The 16,337-nt window shown below is 62.3% G+C and carries 14 protein-coding genes; 3 read left to right on the forward strand and 11 right to left on the reverse strand.

From position 1 onward, the window contains the following. Positions 1-118: 118 nt before the first annotated feature. Positions 119-1,090, reverse strand: coding sequence for an NAD-dependent epimerase/dehydratase family protein (locus tag EN749_RS13905; protein ID WP_128363343.1), 972 nt, complete (start codon positions 1,088-1,090; stop codon positions 119-121). A gap of 274 nt (positions 1,091-1,364) precedes the next feature. Then, positions 1,365-1,529 (reverse strand): hypothetical protein, encoded by a 165-nt coding sequence (locus EN749_RS37690; protein WP_164748845.1) that lies wholly within the window; start codon positions 1,527-1,529, stop codon positions 1,365-1,367. A 289-nt stretch (positions 1,530-1,818) separates the two neighbouring features. On the opposite strand from EN749_RS37690, the gene EN749_RS13910 reads away from it, so the two are divergent. Then, positions 1,819-2,592: an NAD kinase gene (locus EN749_RS13910; RefSeq protein ID WP_023812117.1), complete on the forward strand. Its 774-nt coding sequence runs from the start codon at positions 1,819-1,821 to the stop codon at positions 2,590-2,592. Between the two features lie 202 nt (positions 2,593-2,794). Further along, complete coding sequence (locus tag EN749_RS13915; RefSeq protein ID WP_164748844.1) at positions 2,795-4,381, forward strand: DEAD/DEAH box helicase; 1,587 nt, start codon at positions 2,795-2,797, stop codon at positions 4,379-4,381. 73 nt (positions 4,382-4,454) lie between these two features. Here EN749_RS13915 and EN749_RS13920 read toward each other — a convergent pair whose 3' ends face one another. From EN749_RS13920 to EN749_RS13960, 9 genes are all read right to left on the reverse strand, one after another. Then, positions 4,455-5,060 carry a hypothetical protein gene (locus tag EN749_RS13920; protein WP_127272004.1) on the reverse strand — a complete coding sequence of 202 codons (606 nt, stop codon included), beginning with the start codon at positions 5,058-5,060 and terminating at the stop codon, positions 4,455-4,457. A gap of 226 nt (positions 5,061-5,286) precedes the next feature. After that, positions 5,287-5,937, reverse strand: a complete 651-nt coding sequence (locus EN749_RS13925) for an OmpA family protein (RefSeq protein WP_128363344.1) — start codon at positions 5,935-5,937, stop codon at positions 5,287-5,289. 176 nt (positions 5,938-6,113) lie between these two features. Beyond that, positions 6,114-6,482 carry a GFA family protein gene (locus EN749_RS13930; protein WP_128363345.1) on the reverse strand — a complete coding sequence of 123 codons (369 nt, stop codon included), beginning with the start codon at positions 6,480-6,482 and terminating at the stop codon, positions 6,114-6,116. Between the two features lie 158 nt (positions 6,483-6,640). Further along, a complete protein-coding gene (locus tag EN749_RS13935; RefSeq protein WP_128363346.1) occupies positions 6,641-7,018 on the reverse strand; it encodes a hypothetical protein in 378 nt (125 codons plus the stop codon). Between the two features lie 286 nt (positions 7,019-7,304). Beyond that, entirely contained in the window at positions 7,305-7,724 is a 420-nt protein-coding gene (locus EN749_RS13940) for a GFA family protein (RefSeq protein WP_128363347.1), read from the reverse strand. A gap of 79 nt (positions 7,725-7,803) precedes the next feature. Then, a protein-coding gene (prfB, locus tag EN749_RS13945) for a peptide chain release factor 2 (RefSeq protein ID WP_127272597.1) occupies positions 7,804-8,935 on the reverse strand; the annotation gives its coding sequence in 2 pieces (ribosomal slippage) (positions 7,804-8,868 and positions 8,870-8,935; 1,131 coding nt in all). 118 nt (positions 8,936-9,053) lie between these two features. Beyond that, a complete protein-coding gene (locus tag EN749_RS13950; protein ID WP_128363348.1) occupies positions 9,054-11,510 on the reverse strand; it encodes a penicillin-binding protein 1A in 2,457 nt (818 codons plus the stop codon). A 30-nt stretch (positions 11,511-11,540) separates the two neighbouring features. Next, complete coding sequence (locus EN749_RS13955; RefSeq protein WP_127323273.1) at positions 11,541-11,723, reverse strand: hypothetical protein; 183 nt, start codon at positions 11,721-11,723, stop codon at positions 11,541-11,543. A 1-nt stretch (position 11,724) separates the two neighbouring features. Beyond that, entirely contained in the window at positions 11,725-12,987 is a 1,263-nt protein-coding gene (locus EN749_RS13960) for an N-acetylmuramoyl-L-alanine amidase (RefSeq protein WP_127395904.1), read from the reverse strand. A 653-nt stretch (positions 12,988-13,640) separates the two neighbouring features. Here EN749_RS13960 and EN749_RS13965 point away from each other — a divergent pair. After that, positions 13,641-16,337, forward strand: a 2,697-nt coding sequence (locus EN749_RS13965; RefSeq protein WP_145990916.1) for a ribonuclease E/G, incomplete at its 3' end; no start/stop codon positions are given.

Raw genomic sequence — 16,337 nt, forward strand, 5'->3', positions numbered from 1 at the left:
AACATACAGTCAATATCTTTCCGCGGGTACGGCCATTGCTCGGCGATTGACGATGCGCCCGATGAGATGGTGACTGAGTGAGCAGGCAGAAAGACGTTTAGCCGCGATACCGGACGCGTCAGGCCGTGGAGGCCGAAATGCTCGCGGCCGCAATTCGCTGGCGGAACCAATCGAAGGTGCGCCCGATGCCTTCCTGATAGCTCGTCCTCGCTTCCCAGCCAGGAAGGACATGCCTCGCCAAAGTCAGGTCCGGACACCGATTTGTCGGATCCTGGGGAGCTGGAGGGTGGTGCTCGATGCGGCTGCCGGGGACAAGCGATCTTACGAATTCCGCGATGCGCAGGACCGAAACCTCGTGGTCGTTGCCAATGTTCAGAGGACCGCGATGCGAGATGCCGTCGCGCCAGAAGTAACGTTCCAGCCCCTCGACGATATCGTCGACATAACCCCAACTGCGCGATTGGGAGCCGTCGCCATAAACCGTCAGAACCCCGGTTGTCAGTGCCTGGATGGCAAAATTCGAGACGGCGCGTCCATCGTCGATGCGGGTTCGTGGCCCATATGTGTTGAAGATCCTGACGACGCGAATGTCGAGCCCGCCGACCCGCTGCTGCTCGAACAGCAATGCCTCTGTGCAGCGCTTGCTTTCATCATAGGAAGCCCTGGGACCGGTGCAGTCCACCGATCCCCTGTAACTCTCGGGTTGCGGTGAAACCAGAGGGTCGCCATAGACTTCCGAGGTCGAGGCGAAGCAGAAGCGACCGCCGGGCTTGAGCAGCGTCAGAAGATTGAGCGCGCCGCCGATATTGGCCTTGATCGTGCGTACCGGCTCGCGCATGTACCAAAGCGGCGACGCCGGCGACGCGAGATGGATGATCTCATCGAAGCGCTGAAGGGATGAAAAGCTTTCGGCGTCGGCAATCTGCAGATCGAAACGCGGATCGGCGACATGCGCGATGTTGTCTCGCGTCCCGGTCCAAAGATTGTCGACGACGACCAGCTTTTCCAGATCGCTTCGCCGCAACAGACGGTCGACCAGATGCGAGCCCAGGAAACCGCAGCCGCCAGAGATCAACACGCTGCGTGACATGGAAAACCCCCGCTCCAGACACCGGCCAGTCAACGAGCCCAGGGCTTGTTTCCCAACAACAGCGGATGCGAGCTACCCAAAAGCCTTTCCGCCAATCGATGCACCCATCTACACCGCCAAGCGCCGCGAGTGCAAACAGCAAGCCTTCACGAGTGGAACGTGCGGCGGCCGACCGGCCTCTGCTTCTAAGCAGAGAAACTGCCGCGCGATGTCGCGCATCGAAGCGACCGCCGATGCTGCCCGTCATCGCGAGGATGATCAGGACATTTCAGGGCTACAGCGCCCTTTGCGGGCATGGCGCCCCGGCTGCATCACCACAGCGCGACGCCGTGGGCTGCGGCCGGAAGCTCGTCTCTTCGGACTGGCGCACCAGTTCGGCAAAGAGCAGCGCGAAGCTTCCCAGCATCAGGAAGACGATGATCAGGCGTGTTACCGGCAATATGTCGGCCTCGACTGGCTAGCCCCCACGCCACCCATCCACTGCCGGCTAACATGACCGATCCGGCTTTACGAGACTTTAAGGCCCGTCTTAACCATCACATTCGCGTAGCCTTTGACATGATACGCGAACGGCATGCCCGCATCGGCCGACCGGCATGCCGTACCATCCGGAATGGCGTTGCCATCCGGGATGGCACCTCCCTTTGCAGACGTACCCCGCCCATGCTACCCCGGCGCTGGCGCGGCCCAGCAACGGGCCGCTGCCAATCGGTCGTCATCGGGGAGCCATGAGCAAAGCCGCCAGCCGCATCGCCTTCGTCTCGTCCGACACCGCTGACGCCAAGACGGCGCTGGAAAGCCTGTCGGCGCGCTATGGCCAGTCTTCCGTCGAGGAGGCCGGGATCGTCGTTGCGCTTGGGGGTGACGGTTTCCTGCTGCAGACCCTGCGCGACACGATGGGGACCGGCAAGAAGGTTTACGGCATGAACCGTGGCACCATCGGTTTCCTGATGAACGAATACCGGTCCGGTGGCCTCACCGAGCGTCTCGAGGCCGCCGTCGCCGAAACGATCCGCCCGCTGGAGATGCTGGCCGTGACCTCGGAAGGCGAAACGATTTCAGCACTGGCGATCAACGAGGTGGCGCTGTGGCGCCAGTCGTACCAGACGGCCAAGATCCGCATCACCGTCGACGAACAGGTCCGGCTTGAGGAACTGAACTGCGACGGCGTCATGATCGCAACCCCGGCCGGGTCCACCGCCTACAATCTTTCGGCGCATGGACCGATCCTGCCGCTCGACGCGCCGCTGCTGGCGCTGACCCCGGTCAGCCCGTTTCGCCCGCGCCGCTGGCGCGGCGCGCTGCTCTCCAACAAGGCGACCGTCCGCTTCGACATCCGCGAGCCGGAAAAGCGCCCGGTGAACGCCGCCGCCGACCATACCGAGGTCAAGGCCGTGACCTCGGTGACGGTGCGAGAATCACCAACGGCGACAGCAACGTTGCTGTTCGATCCCAATCATTCCTGGAACGAGCGTATTCTCGCCGAACAGTTCCGCTATTGAGCCGGCGCTGCGACCGACAGCTCGATTAAGCATCCCGATTAAGGTTACAACTTCACAATCGTGCCATTGCTGCCCGTTTCTGTTGACAAATCGAGGGCTTGCTCCTAATTGCAATACCAATCTTGCAGGCGCGTGGCGCTTGCCGCGACAGACGCCATTAGACGCCGTTGCGCTTCCCCGAACCAGCCAAAGACAACAACACTTGTCCTCAGACACCACGACCGCTCCAGAAGCGTTGACCTTTTCAGACCTCGGCCTGTCGCCGAAGGTCCTTTCCGCAGTCACCGACGCCGGCTACACCGAGCCGACGCCGATCCAGGCGGGCGCCATTCCGCATGCCCTGCTGGGCAAGGACGTGCTGGGCATTGCCCAGACCGGCACCGGCAAGACGGCCTCCTTCGTGTTGCCGATGCTCACAAGGCTGGAAAAGGGCCGCGCCCGCGCTCGCATGCCGCGCACGCTCATTCTGGAGCCGACGCGCGAGCTCGCCGCTCAGGTCGAGGAAAACTTCGTCAAATACGGCAAGAACCACAAGCTCAACATCGCGCTTCTGATCGGCGGCGTGTCGTTCGACGAACAGGACAAGAAGCTGGAGCGTGGCGCCGACGTGCTGATCGCGACACCCGGCCGCCTGCTCGATCACCGCGAGCGCGGCAAGCTGTTGCTCAACGGCGTCGAGATCCTCGTCATCGACGAAGCGGACCGCATGCTCGACATGGGCTTCATTCCCGACATCGAGCGCATCTGCGAAATGATCCCGTTCACCAGGCAGACGCTGTTCTTTTCGGCGACGATGCCGCCCGAAATCACCAAGCTCACCGAAAAGTTCCTGCACGCGCCGGTCCGCGTCGAGGTTTCGAAGGCAGCATCCGCCGCCACCAACATCATCCAGCGGCTGGTCAAATCAGGCTCCAAGCCGTGGGACAAGCGCGAGACGCTGCGCAATTTGATCAAGGCCGAAGACGCAGAACTGAAGAACGCCATCATCTTCTGCAACCGCAAGGTCGAAGTGTCGGAGCTGTTCCGCTCGCTGCTGAAGCATGATTTCGACGCCGGTGCGCTGCATGGCGACATGGACCAGCGCGCGCGCATGCAGATGCTGGCCAATTTCCGCGACGGCAAGCTGCGCTACCTCGTCGCTTCCGACGTTGCCGCGCGCGGCCTCGACATCCCCGATGTCAGCCATGTCTTCAACTATGACGTGCCGATCCACGCCGAGGACTATGTCCACCGTATCGGCCGCACCGGGCGCGCCGGACGCTCCGGAAAATCCTTCACCATCGCGACCAAATCTGACACCAAATACATCGATGCCATCGAACGTCTGATCGGCAACAAGATCGAGTGGCATGACGGCGACTTGTCGACGGTGGTTGCCAGCGAAGGCGAGGACGACGCTCCGCGCCGTGGCAAGGGCGCGCCGCGCCGTGCCGGCCGCAAGGACGACGACCGCGGCAGGGAAAAGAGCGGCGAGCGCAAACCGCGCGAACGCCACGCCAAGCGCAGCGAAGATGCCGCACCGGAAACAGTCCGCGAGGATCAGCCGGTGGCCGAGGCCGCAGCCGCCGATATCGGCGAACGGCGTTCGCGCAAGGAAGCGATCCGTTCGGAAAACACCGAGCGCAAATCATCCGATCGCAATGAACAGCGCGCACCCGAACGCGGCGACACCCGGCCGCAGCGCGACAACAGCCGCCCTGCCCGCCAACGCCACCAGGAAGACAATGATTCCACCGTTGGCTTCGGCGACGACATGCCGGCCTTCATGCGGATCGTCGCCAAGGTCTGATCCCGACCGCTTCGAAGGCGAGCCGGCCACTCGGCTGCCTTCTCGGCAAAGCTCTTTCAGCCTGGCTCGCCCGTTACATCGGCCCAGGCATCATCTTGGTCGGTTTTTCCAGCATCGGAAACTCGGCCTTGTTGCATTTCACGTTCGGGTTCGTCGGACTGAACATGCCGTTCGGGTTGTCCCCGAGCCAGGCATGAAGGTCGTAATGGACGAACTCCTTCGGGATGAGAGGGTAGTGCCCCTCCATAGGTCCCATGAAGGTTTGGCCAAACAGCTTGGGCGGCTCCTTGGTGTCCGGCGTCAGCGGCACCAGCCATTCCACTCCGACCAACTTCAGGCCTTCCTTGGTCGGCTCGTAGATCAGCACGTTCGGCCTCATCGGATCGAGCTTCTGGCCGACACTCGGGACATTGACGAAGTGGATGCCCATGGCGCCCTTCGGGTAGTCCATCGCGCCCGGTATCTTTTCTCCGCTGTAGTGGACGCAGCCGACGGTCGACAGATAGAGGTCGCGGACGGCAGCGGTGTAATCCTCATATTTGGCGAGCGACTTCTTCAAGGCTTCGATGTCGGCCTTGTTGGCGTCCTCGGCGCGAGCCGAAGCAACGTTCAGCCACGCGCCTACCAAACCTGTCAAAACGAGGACGCCGCAGCGCCCAAGGCTGGCTGTTCTTGTCATGCATTCCTCCCAGATTTCTGATCTGGCCGTGCAAGACCGAGGCGGAAAAATGCTGATTGCGCGGCCAGTGACACCGCCTCATCCCCTCAGGAACAGCGATGATGCTATTCCTTTCCATAGCTGCGGGAAAGATGTATTTTAGCAATAACTAATTGAATAACACCAATATCCGCTCAAACAAAAACGGCCCCCATGGGAGCCGTTTCGCATTGGTTTGCCGTACAAATCAGGTGAGCGGCGAAAGCTGGATCTCGACGCGGCGGTTCTGGGCGCGACCTTCGGCCGTGGCATTGGATGCGACGGGGCGCGTCTTGCCGAAGCCTGTGACTGCGAAGCGTCGCTGATCCACGCCCTGACCGGACAGATAGTTCGCCACCGCCAAAGCACGACGCTGCGACAGATCGAAATTGTGCTGGTCGCCACCGGTCGAATCGGTGTGGCCGAACACGTCGACCGTGGTCTGCTTGAACTTCTTCAGCACCAGCGCGACAGAGTTCAGGACCTGGTAGAAGCCGGGCTTCACCGCATCCTGATCCGAGTTGAAGGTGATGTCGGACGGCATGTTGAGGATGATCTGGTCGCCGCTGCGGGTGACGCTGACACCGGTGCCCTCGAGCTGCCGGCGCAGTTCGGCCTCGTTCTGGTCCATGGTGGCGCCGATGGCGCCGCCGGCCAGCGCGCCGATGCCGGCGCCGATCAGTGCGTTGCGGCGGTCATTGCCGCCGGCAAGCAGGCCAAGGCTTGCACCCGCCAGAGCACCAAGGCCGGCGCCGGCCGCCGTGTTGGAAATCTTCTGGTCGCCCGGATACGGATCGGTGGTGGTGCAGGCGCTCACGAGCACAGCCGTCGCCACGACGACGAGCACAGTCTTTTTCATAGGATCGTCCCTCTCCAAGTCACGCCTTGCGGTGGCGCCAAATCAGCCCTTCCCGCGACTTGTACCACGAATTGCGGCGAAAAGCGGAACGGCAAAAGCGCCGCTCACGGCTTTTCCCGAGGGACCGATACCCGGCGATAGCGCCGCATCGCCGGGCCGCAATCGTTCGGATCAGGCTACCAGAGGTTCTTGCCGTCTATGACCACCACTTCGACCTTGTCGAGATCGAAATCGTCGAACAGTCGCGAGTTGACGCTGATCTTGGGATTGTCGAAATCCGGCTCGCCGGTCGACCAGTCCGGCGTTTCGGTAAAGGTGCCGCAGCCGCAGGCGGCGCAAAAACCGTGCTTTACGGTTTTCGATCCCCAGCGGTAGAAAGAGACGCTCTCCATCGGACTGGTGAGCTTGAATTGCGAAGGCACGTAGTAGGCCCAGAGCGAGCCGCGTTTCGAGCAGAAAGAACAGGTGCATTGCGTCACCGTCTGCGGTGCCTGCGAAACCTCGAATGTCGTCGCCTTGCAATGACAGCTTGCCTTGATGGTCATCAACGAACTCCTCCTGTCGCCCGCCGCCCTGTGCGGCAAAGGCAGCATAAAGAGGTGCTCCTGACAACTGTCTGTCAGCAGGCATCACCCGAACCGCGCAAACCCGGCCTGCGGCCCCGGTCACACGCGACCGCGGACGTCCGACCGCCATCCTGTCGTCAATAAGAGCGCGGCGGCACGAACAGGCAGATTGTCTTGCCGGCGTCGAGGCCCGCTTGGTGCGCACACCAATGGAACTCGCCGTCCGGGCTGTCCTTGACACGCTTGTCGGTCATTGGAACGATCTCACCCGTTCCGGCGATGACATAGCCCTCGGGTTTCTCCAGCACTTCGCCTGTATGGGTCGTGCGACAATCATAGTTGGCGCAGCATGCGAACGGATAACTCCAGCCCTGTGGCTTTGCCGCCGTGGGTGTGGCGTCATGCGCGAAGGCGGGTGCCGTCAGCATTGCCATCGCGCCGATCGCGAACAGGGAAAACAAAAGTCGGCCAGCCGATTGAACGGCATTGGCCGATCTGAGTGTGGCAGCAGACATGACGCGTTCCTTTCAAACGAGCTCAAGCATTTCGCTTGCCCGTTCCCGGAACGTATCTTCCCAGTGGCCGGATCGTCGGGTCGCAGATATGCCGCGTCCGGCCATAAATGCTTTTTCTCTCCCAGCGTTTGGATGCTGGGCTGATTCCTTGGTCGGCGCAAGAAGATGCATTCCCGACGTCGTTCTATAAACGTCAGGTATCCGCTACCGCCGACGAGATGAGGCCAAGGTCAATTCCCGGCAAACGGGCGTCGAATAAACGGAATTGGCCCGCTGTGGTTCCAGCCTATTGCTGGTCAGAGCCGGCAATCACGTGCTCTTGATGCTGCGGCAGGTCATCGGTGATGGTGAACCAGCCCGCCTTCGAACCGACGAAGATGTGCTCGGTCGGGCGGATGGACGGGTCGTCGACGAGCGTTCCCATGGCGACATGGACGTAGGCGCCGTCGCGCACCACCGAATAAAGCAAGGAGCCGCACCGGCCGCAATGCGCGTTATGGCCGCTTTCGTCGCCAAAGATCAGGAGCTTGTCCCCGCCTTCGGTGAGGACAAGCTTTTCACGCTCGATACCGGCGAAAGGCTTGAAGGCCGAACCGGTGGTGCGCCGGCAGTCCGAACAATGGCAATTCGCGGCATAGAGGAATTCGTCGGCGACCTCGTAGTGAACCGCGCCGCAAAAGCACTTTCCGGTGAGCTTGCTCGCCAATCCTCTCCTCCGTCGCTGTGGTGCGCAGGGATATGTTCAGATTGAGGTCAGGCTAGCCTCACCTGAACATGGACGTATCCTAATCCAGGTCTGCTACGGCTTCGCCCGCACCGCCTTCGATGCGCTGCGACAACGAGGCTTCCATGAAATCGTCGAGGTCGCCATCGAGCACGCTCGACGGGCTGGTGCTCTCGACGCCGGTGCGGAGATCCTTCACCAGCTGGTAGGGCTGCAGCACATAGGAGCGTATCTGGTGACCCCAGCCTATATCGCTCTTCGACGCTTCGGTGGCGTTTGCAACTGCCTCGCGCTTCTTCAGCTCTTCCTCGTAAAGGCGCGAGCGCAGCATCTCCCAGGCCTTGGCCTTGTTCTTGTGCTGCGAACGTTCGGCCTGGCAGGCGACCGCAATGCCGGTGGCCAGATGCGTGATGCGCACCGCCGAATCGGTGGTGTTGACGTGCTGGCCGCCCGAGCCGGACGAGCGATAAGTATCGATGCGGACATCGGATTCCGAGACGTCGATCTCGATCGTGTCGTCGATGACCGGATAGACCCAGACGCTGGCGAAGGACGTATGCCGGCGCGCATTGCTGTCATAGGGCGAAATACGCACCAAGCGATGAACGCCCGATTCCGTCTTCATCCAGCCATAGGCATTGTGGCCTTTGATCATCAACGTGGCCGACTTGATGCCGGCCTCTTCGCCGTCATGCATTTCCAGCACTTCGACCTTGAAGCGACGACGCTCGGCCCAGCGCGTGTACATGCGCAGCAGCATCGAGGCCCAGTCCTGGCTTTCGGTGCCGCCGGCACCGGCATGGATTTCGAGATAGGTGTCGTTGGAATCTGCTTCACCCGACAGCAACGTCTCGACCTGGCGGGCCTTCGCTTCGCCTTGCATCGAGCGGATCGCGGCTTCGGCCTCGGCAATGACCCCCTCGTCGCGCTCTTCCTCGCCGAGCTCGATCAGGCCGATATTGTCTTCCAGCGCCTGCGTCAGACCTTTCACCGAGGCGATGCCCTCTTCGAGGCCCTGGCGCTCGCGCATCAGCTTCTGCGCTTCCAGCGGCTCGTTCCAGAGGCTGGCGTCCTCGGCGCGCACATTGAGGTATTCAAGCCGCTTTATGGCCTGATCCCAGTCAAAGATGCCTCCTCAGCAGGGTTATCGCCTGCCTGATCTCGTCGACAATATTCTGCGTTTCCGCGCGCATGGCTGGCTGTTCTGTCCTGTTTGCTGAAGTCGGTCGGCGCGATACATAGGCAGGCCGCCGCCGGCTGTAAAGCAAAATGGGCTGGCGCCAAGGCCAGCCCATCCGCTCATGAAAATCGTCAGTAGAGGCCGCCGCCGCCGGACTGGATGGCCTGGTTGGCCTGCGGTGACAACGCGCCACCGGTGGCATTGGAGCCGTCGGCGCCCATGCCGATGACCCAATAGCTGTCGGCGGGACCGGTACCCGGCTTGAAGGCTTCGATGATGGTGCCCGGATCGCCCGATGCGGCACGCATGCCGGTCTTGCGGTTGATGGCGACAAGGTTCATGCCTTCGGGCACCTTGAAGTCGACATTGGGCGTGCCGTCCAGCGCCACCCGCATGAAGTCCTTGAAGATCGGGGCCGCGAGGCCACCACCGGTGGCGCCATGGCCGAGGCCGCGCGGCGTGTCGTAGCCCATGTAGAGGCCGACGACGAGGTTGGGCGTGTAACCGATGAACCAGGCATCCTTTTCGTCGTTGGTCGTTCCGGTCTTGCCGGCGATGTGACGGCCGAGTTCACTGATGGTGGCGCCGGTGCCGCGCTGCACGACACCTTCCATCATCGAGGTGATCTGGTAGGCCGTCATCGGATCGAGCACCTGCTCGGAATTGTCGACGAGTTCCGGCTCCGGCTGGTTCTGCCATTCGGGCGCATTGCAGCCCTGGCAGCCACGTTCGTCCTGCTTGAACACCGTCTTGCCGTAGCGGTCCTGGATGCGGTCGATGAGCGACGGTTTGATCGACTTGCCGCCATTGGCCATGATCGAATAGGCCGACACCATGCGCATCACGGTGGTTTCGCCGGAACCCAGCGCCATCGGTAAATAGGGTGCCAGATGGTCGTAGACACCGAAGCGCTCGGCATATTCGACGACCAGCTTCATCCCCATGTCATTGGCAAGCCGCACCGTCATCAGGTTGCGCGACTTCTCGATGCCGGAGCGCAGGGTCGCCGGACCGGCGACGGTGCCGTCATAGTTCTTGGGCGTCCAGCTCGTGTTGCCGCTCTGGATCGTGATCGGCCCGTCCATGATCACCGAGGCCGGCGTATAGCCATTGTCGAGTGCGGCCGAATAGACGATCGGCTTGAACGAGGAGCCCGGCTGGCGCATGGCTTGCGTGGCACGGTTGAATTCGGACTGCGCATAGGAGAAGCCGCCGACCATGGCCAGCACCCGGCCGGTGTGCGGGTCCATGGCGATCAGGCCGCCTTCCACTTCGGGCACCTGGCGCAGGCTGTAGGCGCCATCGGCACCATCGTTTTTCTGCACGAAGACGACGTCGCCCGGCTTCAGCACCTCCGCCGGCGACTTGGCCTTGACGGTCTTGCCGGCAACCACATGGCGCATGGCAAAACCCATGTCCTCCTTGCTGATGGTGCCTTCGACGCGCTCCTTGACGATCTCGCCCGACGCCTGCCGTGCGGGCTGCAGGCCGATCGTCAGCCCGGTCGCCGAACTGTCGAGCACGACGGCGAGCGACCATTCGGGAACATCCTCCAGCCCCTTGACGGCGCCAAGCGGCACGCCCCAGTCGCCCGACACGTCGATCGATGTTACCGGCCCGCGATAACCGCGCAACGTGTCGTATTTCATCAACCCGTTCTGCATCGATTTGCGGGCAATGAGCTGGATCTTCGGATCGAGCGTGGTGCGGACGGAGAGGCCGCCTTCGTAAAGCGCGTTCTCGCCGTAGCGGGCGATGATCTGGCGGCGCACCTCTTCGGTGAAGTACTCGCCGGCGAACAGATAGGTGCCGCTGCGGCGCGGCGTCACGCCCAACGGCTCGGCCTTGGCCTTGTTGCCTTCCTCACGCGTGACGTAGCCGTTCTCGACCATCTGGTCGATGACCCAGTTGCGGCGCTCGATCGCGCGATCGGCATGCTTGAAAGGGTGGTAGTTGTTCGGCCCCTTGGGCAGCGAGGCCAGGTAGGCGGCCTCGGCCACGGACAGTTCGTTGACCGACTTGTCGAAATAGGTCAGCGCCGCACCGGCGACGCCATAGGCGCCGAAGCCGAAGAAGATTTCGTTGAGGTAGAGCTCGAGAATGCGATCCTTGGGATAGGCCTGCTCGATGCGGAAGGCGAGGATCATCTCCTTGATCTTGCGCTCGTAGGTCTGGTCCGAGGACAACAGGAAGTTCTTCGCCACCTGCTGGGTGATCGTCGAGGCGCCGACCTGACGCCGGCCCGAGCCGAGATTCTGCAGGTTGACGATGATGGCGCGGCCGAGGCCGGTCACATCGATGCCTGGGTGATTGTAGAAATTCTTGTCTTCGGCCGACAGGAAGGCCGCCTTGACGCGGTCCGGTATGGCCTGGATCGGCAAATACAGGCGCCGTTCGCGCGCGTATTCGGCCATCAGCGCGCCGTCCGACGCATGGATGCGGGTGGTCACCGGCGGCTCGTATTTGGCCAGCACCTCGTAGTCGGGCAGATCTTTCGACAAATGGCCGATGTAGATCGCAACGCCCGCCGCGACCAAAAGGGCCAGCGTCGTGCCGATGCCGAAAAAATAGCCAATGAGACGAATCATACCCGCTCCAGTCCTTGGTTCGGGAATTTCCTAAACGAAGCCGCCTTTCGCGCAAGCTTTCGAGCCGGTCCCAATCCGTAATCGAAAACCCTTGTCGCCGCCATGTGGACAAAATACGGCAATGCCTGATTTCGCGGTCGCGAGCCGGAAATAAAAAGCATTGGGTGTTGTCGTCGCGCAACGCCGCCTCTGGTTGCAGGCGCCGCCGGTCATGTCAACCTCCGGTTCCCGGTCCGGCCTTGGCCGACGCGAACAGCGCGACGGCGTTGGTTATACTCTGGGCCGCCTTGCCGCGCCAGTCGGCGTTGAGCAACTGCGCCTCGTCCTTGGCGTTCGAGAGATAACCGAGTTCGACCAGCACCGACGGCACGTCGGGTGCCTTGAGCACCTTGAAGCCCGCCGAACGCTGCGGATTGTTGATGAGGCCGACGCTGGTCGACAACTGGCCAACCAGCGTGTGGGCGAAACTCATCGAGAAATTGTGCGTTTCGCGGCGGATCAGGTCGATCAGGATGTCGGTGACTTCCTTGTTGTCGTTCTTGATTTCCATGCCGGCGAACTGATCGGAGAGGTTTTCTCGGTCGGCAAGCGCCTGCGCCTCGGGGTCCGAAGCCTTGTCGGAGACGGTGTAGACGGTGGCGCCGCGAATGCCCTTGACGCTGATCGTGTCGGCATGGATCGAAATAAGCAGGTCGGCCTCATGCTGACGGGCGATGCGCACGCGGTCATCAAGACGCAGGAATTCGTCTGTGTCGCGCGTCATGAACACATCATAATTGCCAACGGCTGCGAGTTTGTCGCGCAGCTCCGTGGCGAAGGCCAGCGTGACATTCTTCTCGATGGTGCCGTTCAGGCCCTCGGCACCGCCGTCGATGCCGCCATGGCCGGGATCGATGACGACGGTGAACCGATGACCCGGATTGGAAACCGGTCCGGTGCCGACCCGCCCTCCCTTGTCGGTCGAAACGGTCGATCCGGTGGTCAGCGCCTGGTTGGCCAGCGCCACGTCGAACTCGCGCTCGGATGCCGCCGACATGTCGATGGCAATGCGGTAGCCGGTTCCGTCCTCGTTCTTGAGCACGTCGAGCTTGTCGACGGCGAACGGTCCCTTGCCGGTGAGGATCAGCCGCGAAACGCCCTCGCCGAGCGCGCCCAGGCGCACGCCCTTGACCAGGCCCCGCGCCTTCAAGTCCTTGGCATCAACGGCGAATCTCGTATTCGCGAGATCGATGACAAGGCGGTTGGGACCGCGCAGCAGGAACCATTTGATATCGGGTTCGCGATCGAAGTCCATGACGATGCGCATCTTGGTGGCATCGCCAGCCATCTTGTAACCTTTTGCCACGAGCGGAGCGTCGGCGGCATTGGCTTTTGAGGACAAGGCAGATGAGACCGCCAGCAGCAGCAAGAGGCAGAAAGCGGCCAGGATCCGGCCGCCGACACGACATCCCTTGTCTGTGAAGTCCGCCAATCCCATCTCTCTTCCAGTCGCTCCCGGTTTGGCGCCCGGCGCCGGGTCGTTTCATCGAAATGCCGGTTAGGCCGCGAACTCGATTAACGATTGGTATCCAGAGAAGGTTAACCAAGCCTTTTCATGCAAGGGCGGCAAGCTGGCTTACGCTACGGAACGGCTTTTTGCCGGCATCGGAAATCGGGGTTGCCTTCCACCCCGCCAAATCATAAAAGCGATGGTGGATCACTGCAATCCTGGAACCGCCCTCCTCCGCAGCTTCTTGCTACAGGGTCAGACGTAAAGGCGGCTCCTTTCGCTTTAGGCGAAAAGGGTTCAGGTGATCGCGACGAATTTCGCAGGCGTGCTCCCGTGGCGGGGGAATCGCCTGCGTGAGGAAAACGGCCGGGTTTGTTCCCGCGCCGGCTCTGTAGGAGCAAACAAGCTGGTCCGGTTCATCCGGGCTTTGGTTCAAAAGGTTCTGTTGGTGACGATGGCTTCAAGCGCAATCATGGAAAGGTCCGCATCAAACCGCGCCATTATGGCTGCGGGCGGCACCGCCATGGCGCTCAAGCGGCGGCCGACGGACGATCAAATATCCGGCACCCACATCCCAGGCACGCAGCAGCAGGCTTTGCCTCGCAAGCTGCGGCTGACGGCTGCCGGGGGGAAACGAAATAATGCCCAACAAAATGCTGATAGACGCCTCCCACCCGGAGGAAACACGCGTCGTCGTCGTACGCGGTAACCGTATTGAAGAATTCGACTTTGAATCCCAGGACAAGAAGCAGCTCAAAGGAAACATCTACCTAGCCCGCGTAACGCGCGTAGAGCCCTCCCTTCAGGCAGCCTTTGTCGAATATGGCGGCAACCGTCACGGTTTTCTCGCCTTCAGTGAAATTCACCCCGACTACTACCAGATTCCGGTCGCCGATCGTCAGGCACTGCTGCGCGCGGAAGCGCAGGAGGCTGAGGACGAAGAGAACGAGGACGGCGACGGCGATGATCGCCAGAGCCGCGATCGCGGACGGCGCGGCCGCCGGCGCGGCGGCAAGCCCCGCGACCGGGGTGAGCACAAGCGCGATGCAGCCGATTCCAGCGAGGCAAGCGACACTGCCGACGAGGCGGAAGAGGGCGCCGACGCTGGTTTCGAGGAGATCTCGCACACGTCCGAGATCATCGAACATGCGGCCGATGCGTCCGAACATGCCGATGCGTCCGAACATGGCCAGGATTCCGCCGAGCAGGACGAAGGCGAAACCCGCGAAGGCGGTCCGACGTCGATCGCCGCCTCGGTCGAGGCCGATGTGATTTCCGAAGCCGTTCCGCAGGCCGAACAAGGCAGCGAGGCGACCTCCGGCGACAATGATCGCGGCATGCTGGAAGAAGTGCAGTCCTCGCATCCGGACGATCACGAGGTCGAATCGGTCGGCGCCGAGGACGCGCTGGAAGAAGTGCGCAACCGCCGCAAGCCGGTGCGCCGCCAGTACAAGATCCAGGAAGTGATCAAGCGCCGGCAGATCCTCTTGGTGCAGGTCGTCAAGGAAGAGCGCGGCAACAAGGGTGCGGCACTGACCACCTATCTGTCGCTTGCCGGCCGCTATTCGGTGCTGATGCCGAACACGGCGCGTGGCGGCGGCATTTCGCGCAAGATCACCAGCGCGGTCGACCGCAAGCGCCTGAAGGAGGTCGTTGCCGATCTCGAAGTGCCGCAGGGCATGGGCGTGATCCTGCGCACCGCCGGCGAGAGCCGCACCAAGGCCGAGATCAAGCGCGATTACGAATATCTGATGCGGCTTTGGGAAAATGTCCGCAATCTCACCTTGCAGTCCACGGCCCCTGCCCTGGTCTACGAGGAAGGCAGCCTGATCAAGCGCTCGGTGCGCGACCTCTATAACAAGGATATCGACGAGATTCTTGTCTCCGGCGAGGAAGGCTATCGCGAGGCCAAGGACTTCATGCGCATGCTGATGCCGAGCCACGCCAAGGTGGTTCAGCCGTTCCGCGACACGACGCCGATCTTCGTGCGCAACGGCATCGAGGCACAGCTCGACCGCATGCTGCAGCCGCAGGTGACGCTGAAGAGCGGCGGCTACATCATCATCAACCAGACCGAGGCGCTGGTTGCCATCGATGTGAATTCGGGCCGCTCCACCAAGGAGCACTCGATCGAGGACACCGCACTCCACACCAATCTGGAAGCGGCCGAGGAAGTCGCGCGTCAGCTCAGGCTGCGCGATCTCGCCGGCTTGATCGTCATCGACTTCATCGACATGGAGGAGAACCGCAACAACCGCTCCGTCGAGAAGCGGTTGAAGGATCACCTCAAGAACGATCGTGCGCGCATCCAGGTCGGCCGTATCTCGCATTTCGGCCTGATGGAGATGTCCCGCCAGCGCATCCGCGCCAGCGTGCTGGAATCGACAATGAAGCCTTGCCCGCATTGCGGCGGCACCGGCCATGTGCGCTCCGATTCGTCGGTCGCGCTGATGGTGGTGCGGGCGATTGAGGAATTCCTGCTCAAGGATTCCCGCAGCCACATCACGGTGCGGACGCCGGCGGCGACCGCACTCTACGTGCTCAATCACAAGCGCGGCACGCTGGTCGAACTCGAAAGCCGCTTCGGGCTGACGATCACCGTCGAGGCCGACGATTCGGTGGGTTCGCAGCACTATGCGATCTTCCGCGGCGCGCTGGCTGAAAAGCCGGAAGGCTTCGTCGAGGCGCGCAGCTTCCCGGCCTATGTCGAGCCGGAAGAGCCCGAGGACGAGATTGTCGTCGTCGAGGAAGATGACGAGGCGCCGGTGCAGGCCGAACAGCCACGCCAGCAGCCGCAGCAACAACAGCCCCGGCCCGCTGCCGGTGGCGAGGAAGGCGACGGCCGCGACCGCAAGCGCCGCAAGCGTCGGCGCCGGCGCGGCGGCAAGGATCGCGATCGCGAACATGGCGCCCCTGCGGACGGTGCTTCCGTCTCGGCTCCGGCCGGTGAGTTTTCGGACCCGGACTCGGCCGCCAGCGATGGCGACACGGAAACGGACGACAATGCCCCTGTCGGTGTTGCCGAAACGTCTGAGACAGCTGAAGCTTCGGACGAAGGCCAGGGCAAAAAGCGCCGGCGCGGCAAGCGCGGCGGCAAGCGCAACCGTCGCGAAGACGGTGAAGGCGAGGCTGAGGCAAGTGCTGGCGAAACAGCAGACGCGCCTGAAGGCGACGTCCGGGCAACCGAGGTGATCGCCGGCGAGCCGGTCGTTGCTGCACCAGCCGAAGAGCCGGTGGCGCTTGCCCCGGCCAATGACGACGCGCCGAGCACGGAGAAGCCGAAGAAGCCACGCCGTGCCGCCAAGCCAAAGAAGGCCGCGGCCGAAATTGTCGCCGAT

Source organism: Mesorhizobium sp. M7A.F.Ca.ET.027.02.1.1, assembly GCF_004022985.1.
Taxonomy (GTDB): Bacteria; Pseudomonadota; Alphaproteobacteria; order Rhizobiales; family Rhizobiaceae; genus Mesorhizobium.

Coding starts and splice junctions, on each gene's coding strand:
- EN749_RS13920 (WP_127272004.1), bottom strand. CDS start 5,060: ATGACAAGAACAGCCAGCCTTGGGCGCTGCGGCGTCCTCGTTTTGACA.
- EN749_RS13930 (WP_128363345.1), bottom strand. CDS start 6,482: ATGACCATCAAGGCAAGCTGTCATTGCAAGGCGACGACATTCGAGGTT.
- EN749_RS13935 (WP_128363346.1), bottom strand. CDS start 7,018: ATGTCTGCTGCCACACTCAGATCGGCCAATGCCGTTCAATCGGCTGGC.
- EN749_RS13955 (WP_127323273.1), bottom strand. CDS start 11,723: ATGACCGGCGGCGCCTGCAACCAGAGGCGGCGTTGCGCGACGACAACA.
- EN749_RS13910 (WP_023812117.1), top strand. CDS start 1,819: ATGAGCAAAGCCGCCAGCCGCATCGCCTTCGTCTCGTCCGACACCGCT.
- EN749_RS13950 (WP_128363348.1), bottom strand. CDS start 11,510: ATGATTCGTCTCATTGGCTATTTTTTCGGCATCGGCACGACGCTGGCC.
- EN749_RS13960 (WP_127395904.1), bottom strand. CDS start 12,987: ATGGGATTGGCGGACTTCACAGACAAGGGATGTCGTGTCGGCGGCCGG.
- EN749_RS13905 (WP_128363343.1), bottom strand. CDS start 1,090: ATGTCACGCAGCGTGTTGATCTCTGGCGGCTGCGGTTTCCTGGGCTCG.
- EN749_RS13925 (WP_128363344.1), bottom strand. CDS start 5,937: ATGAAAAAGACTGTGCTCGTCGTCGTGGCGACGGCTGTGCTCGTGAGC.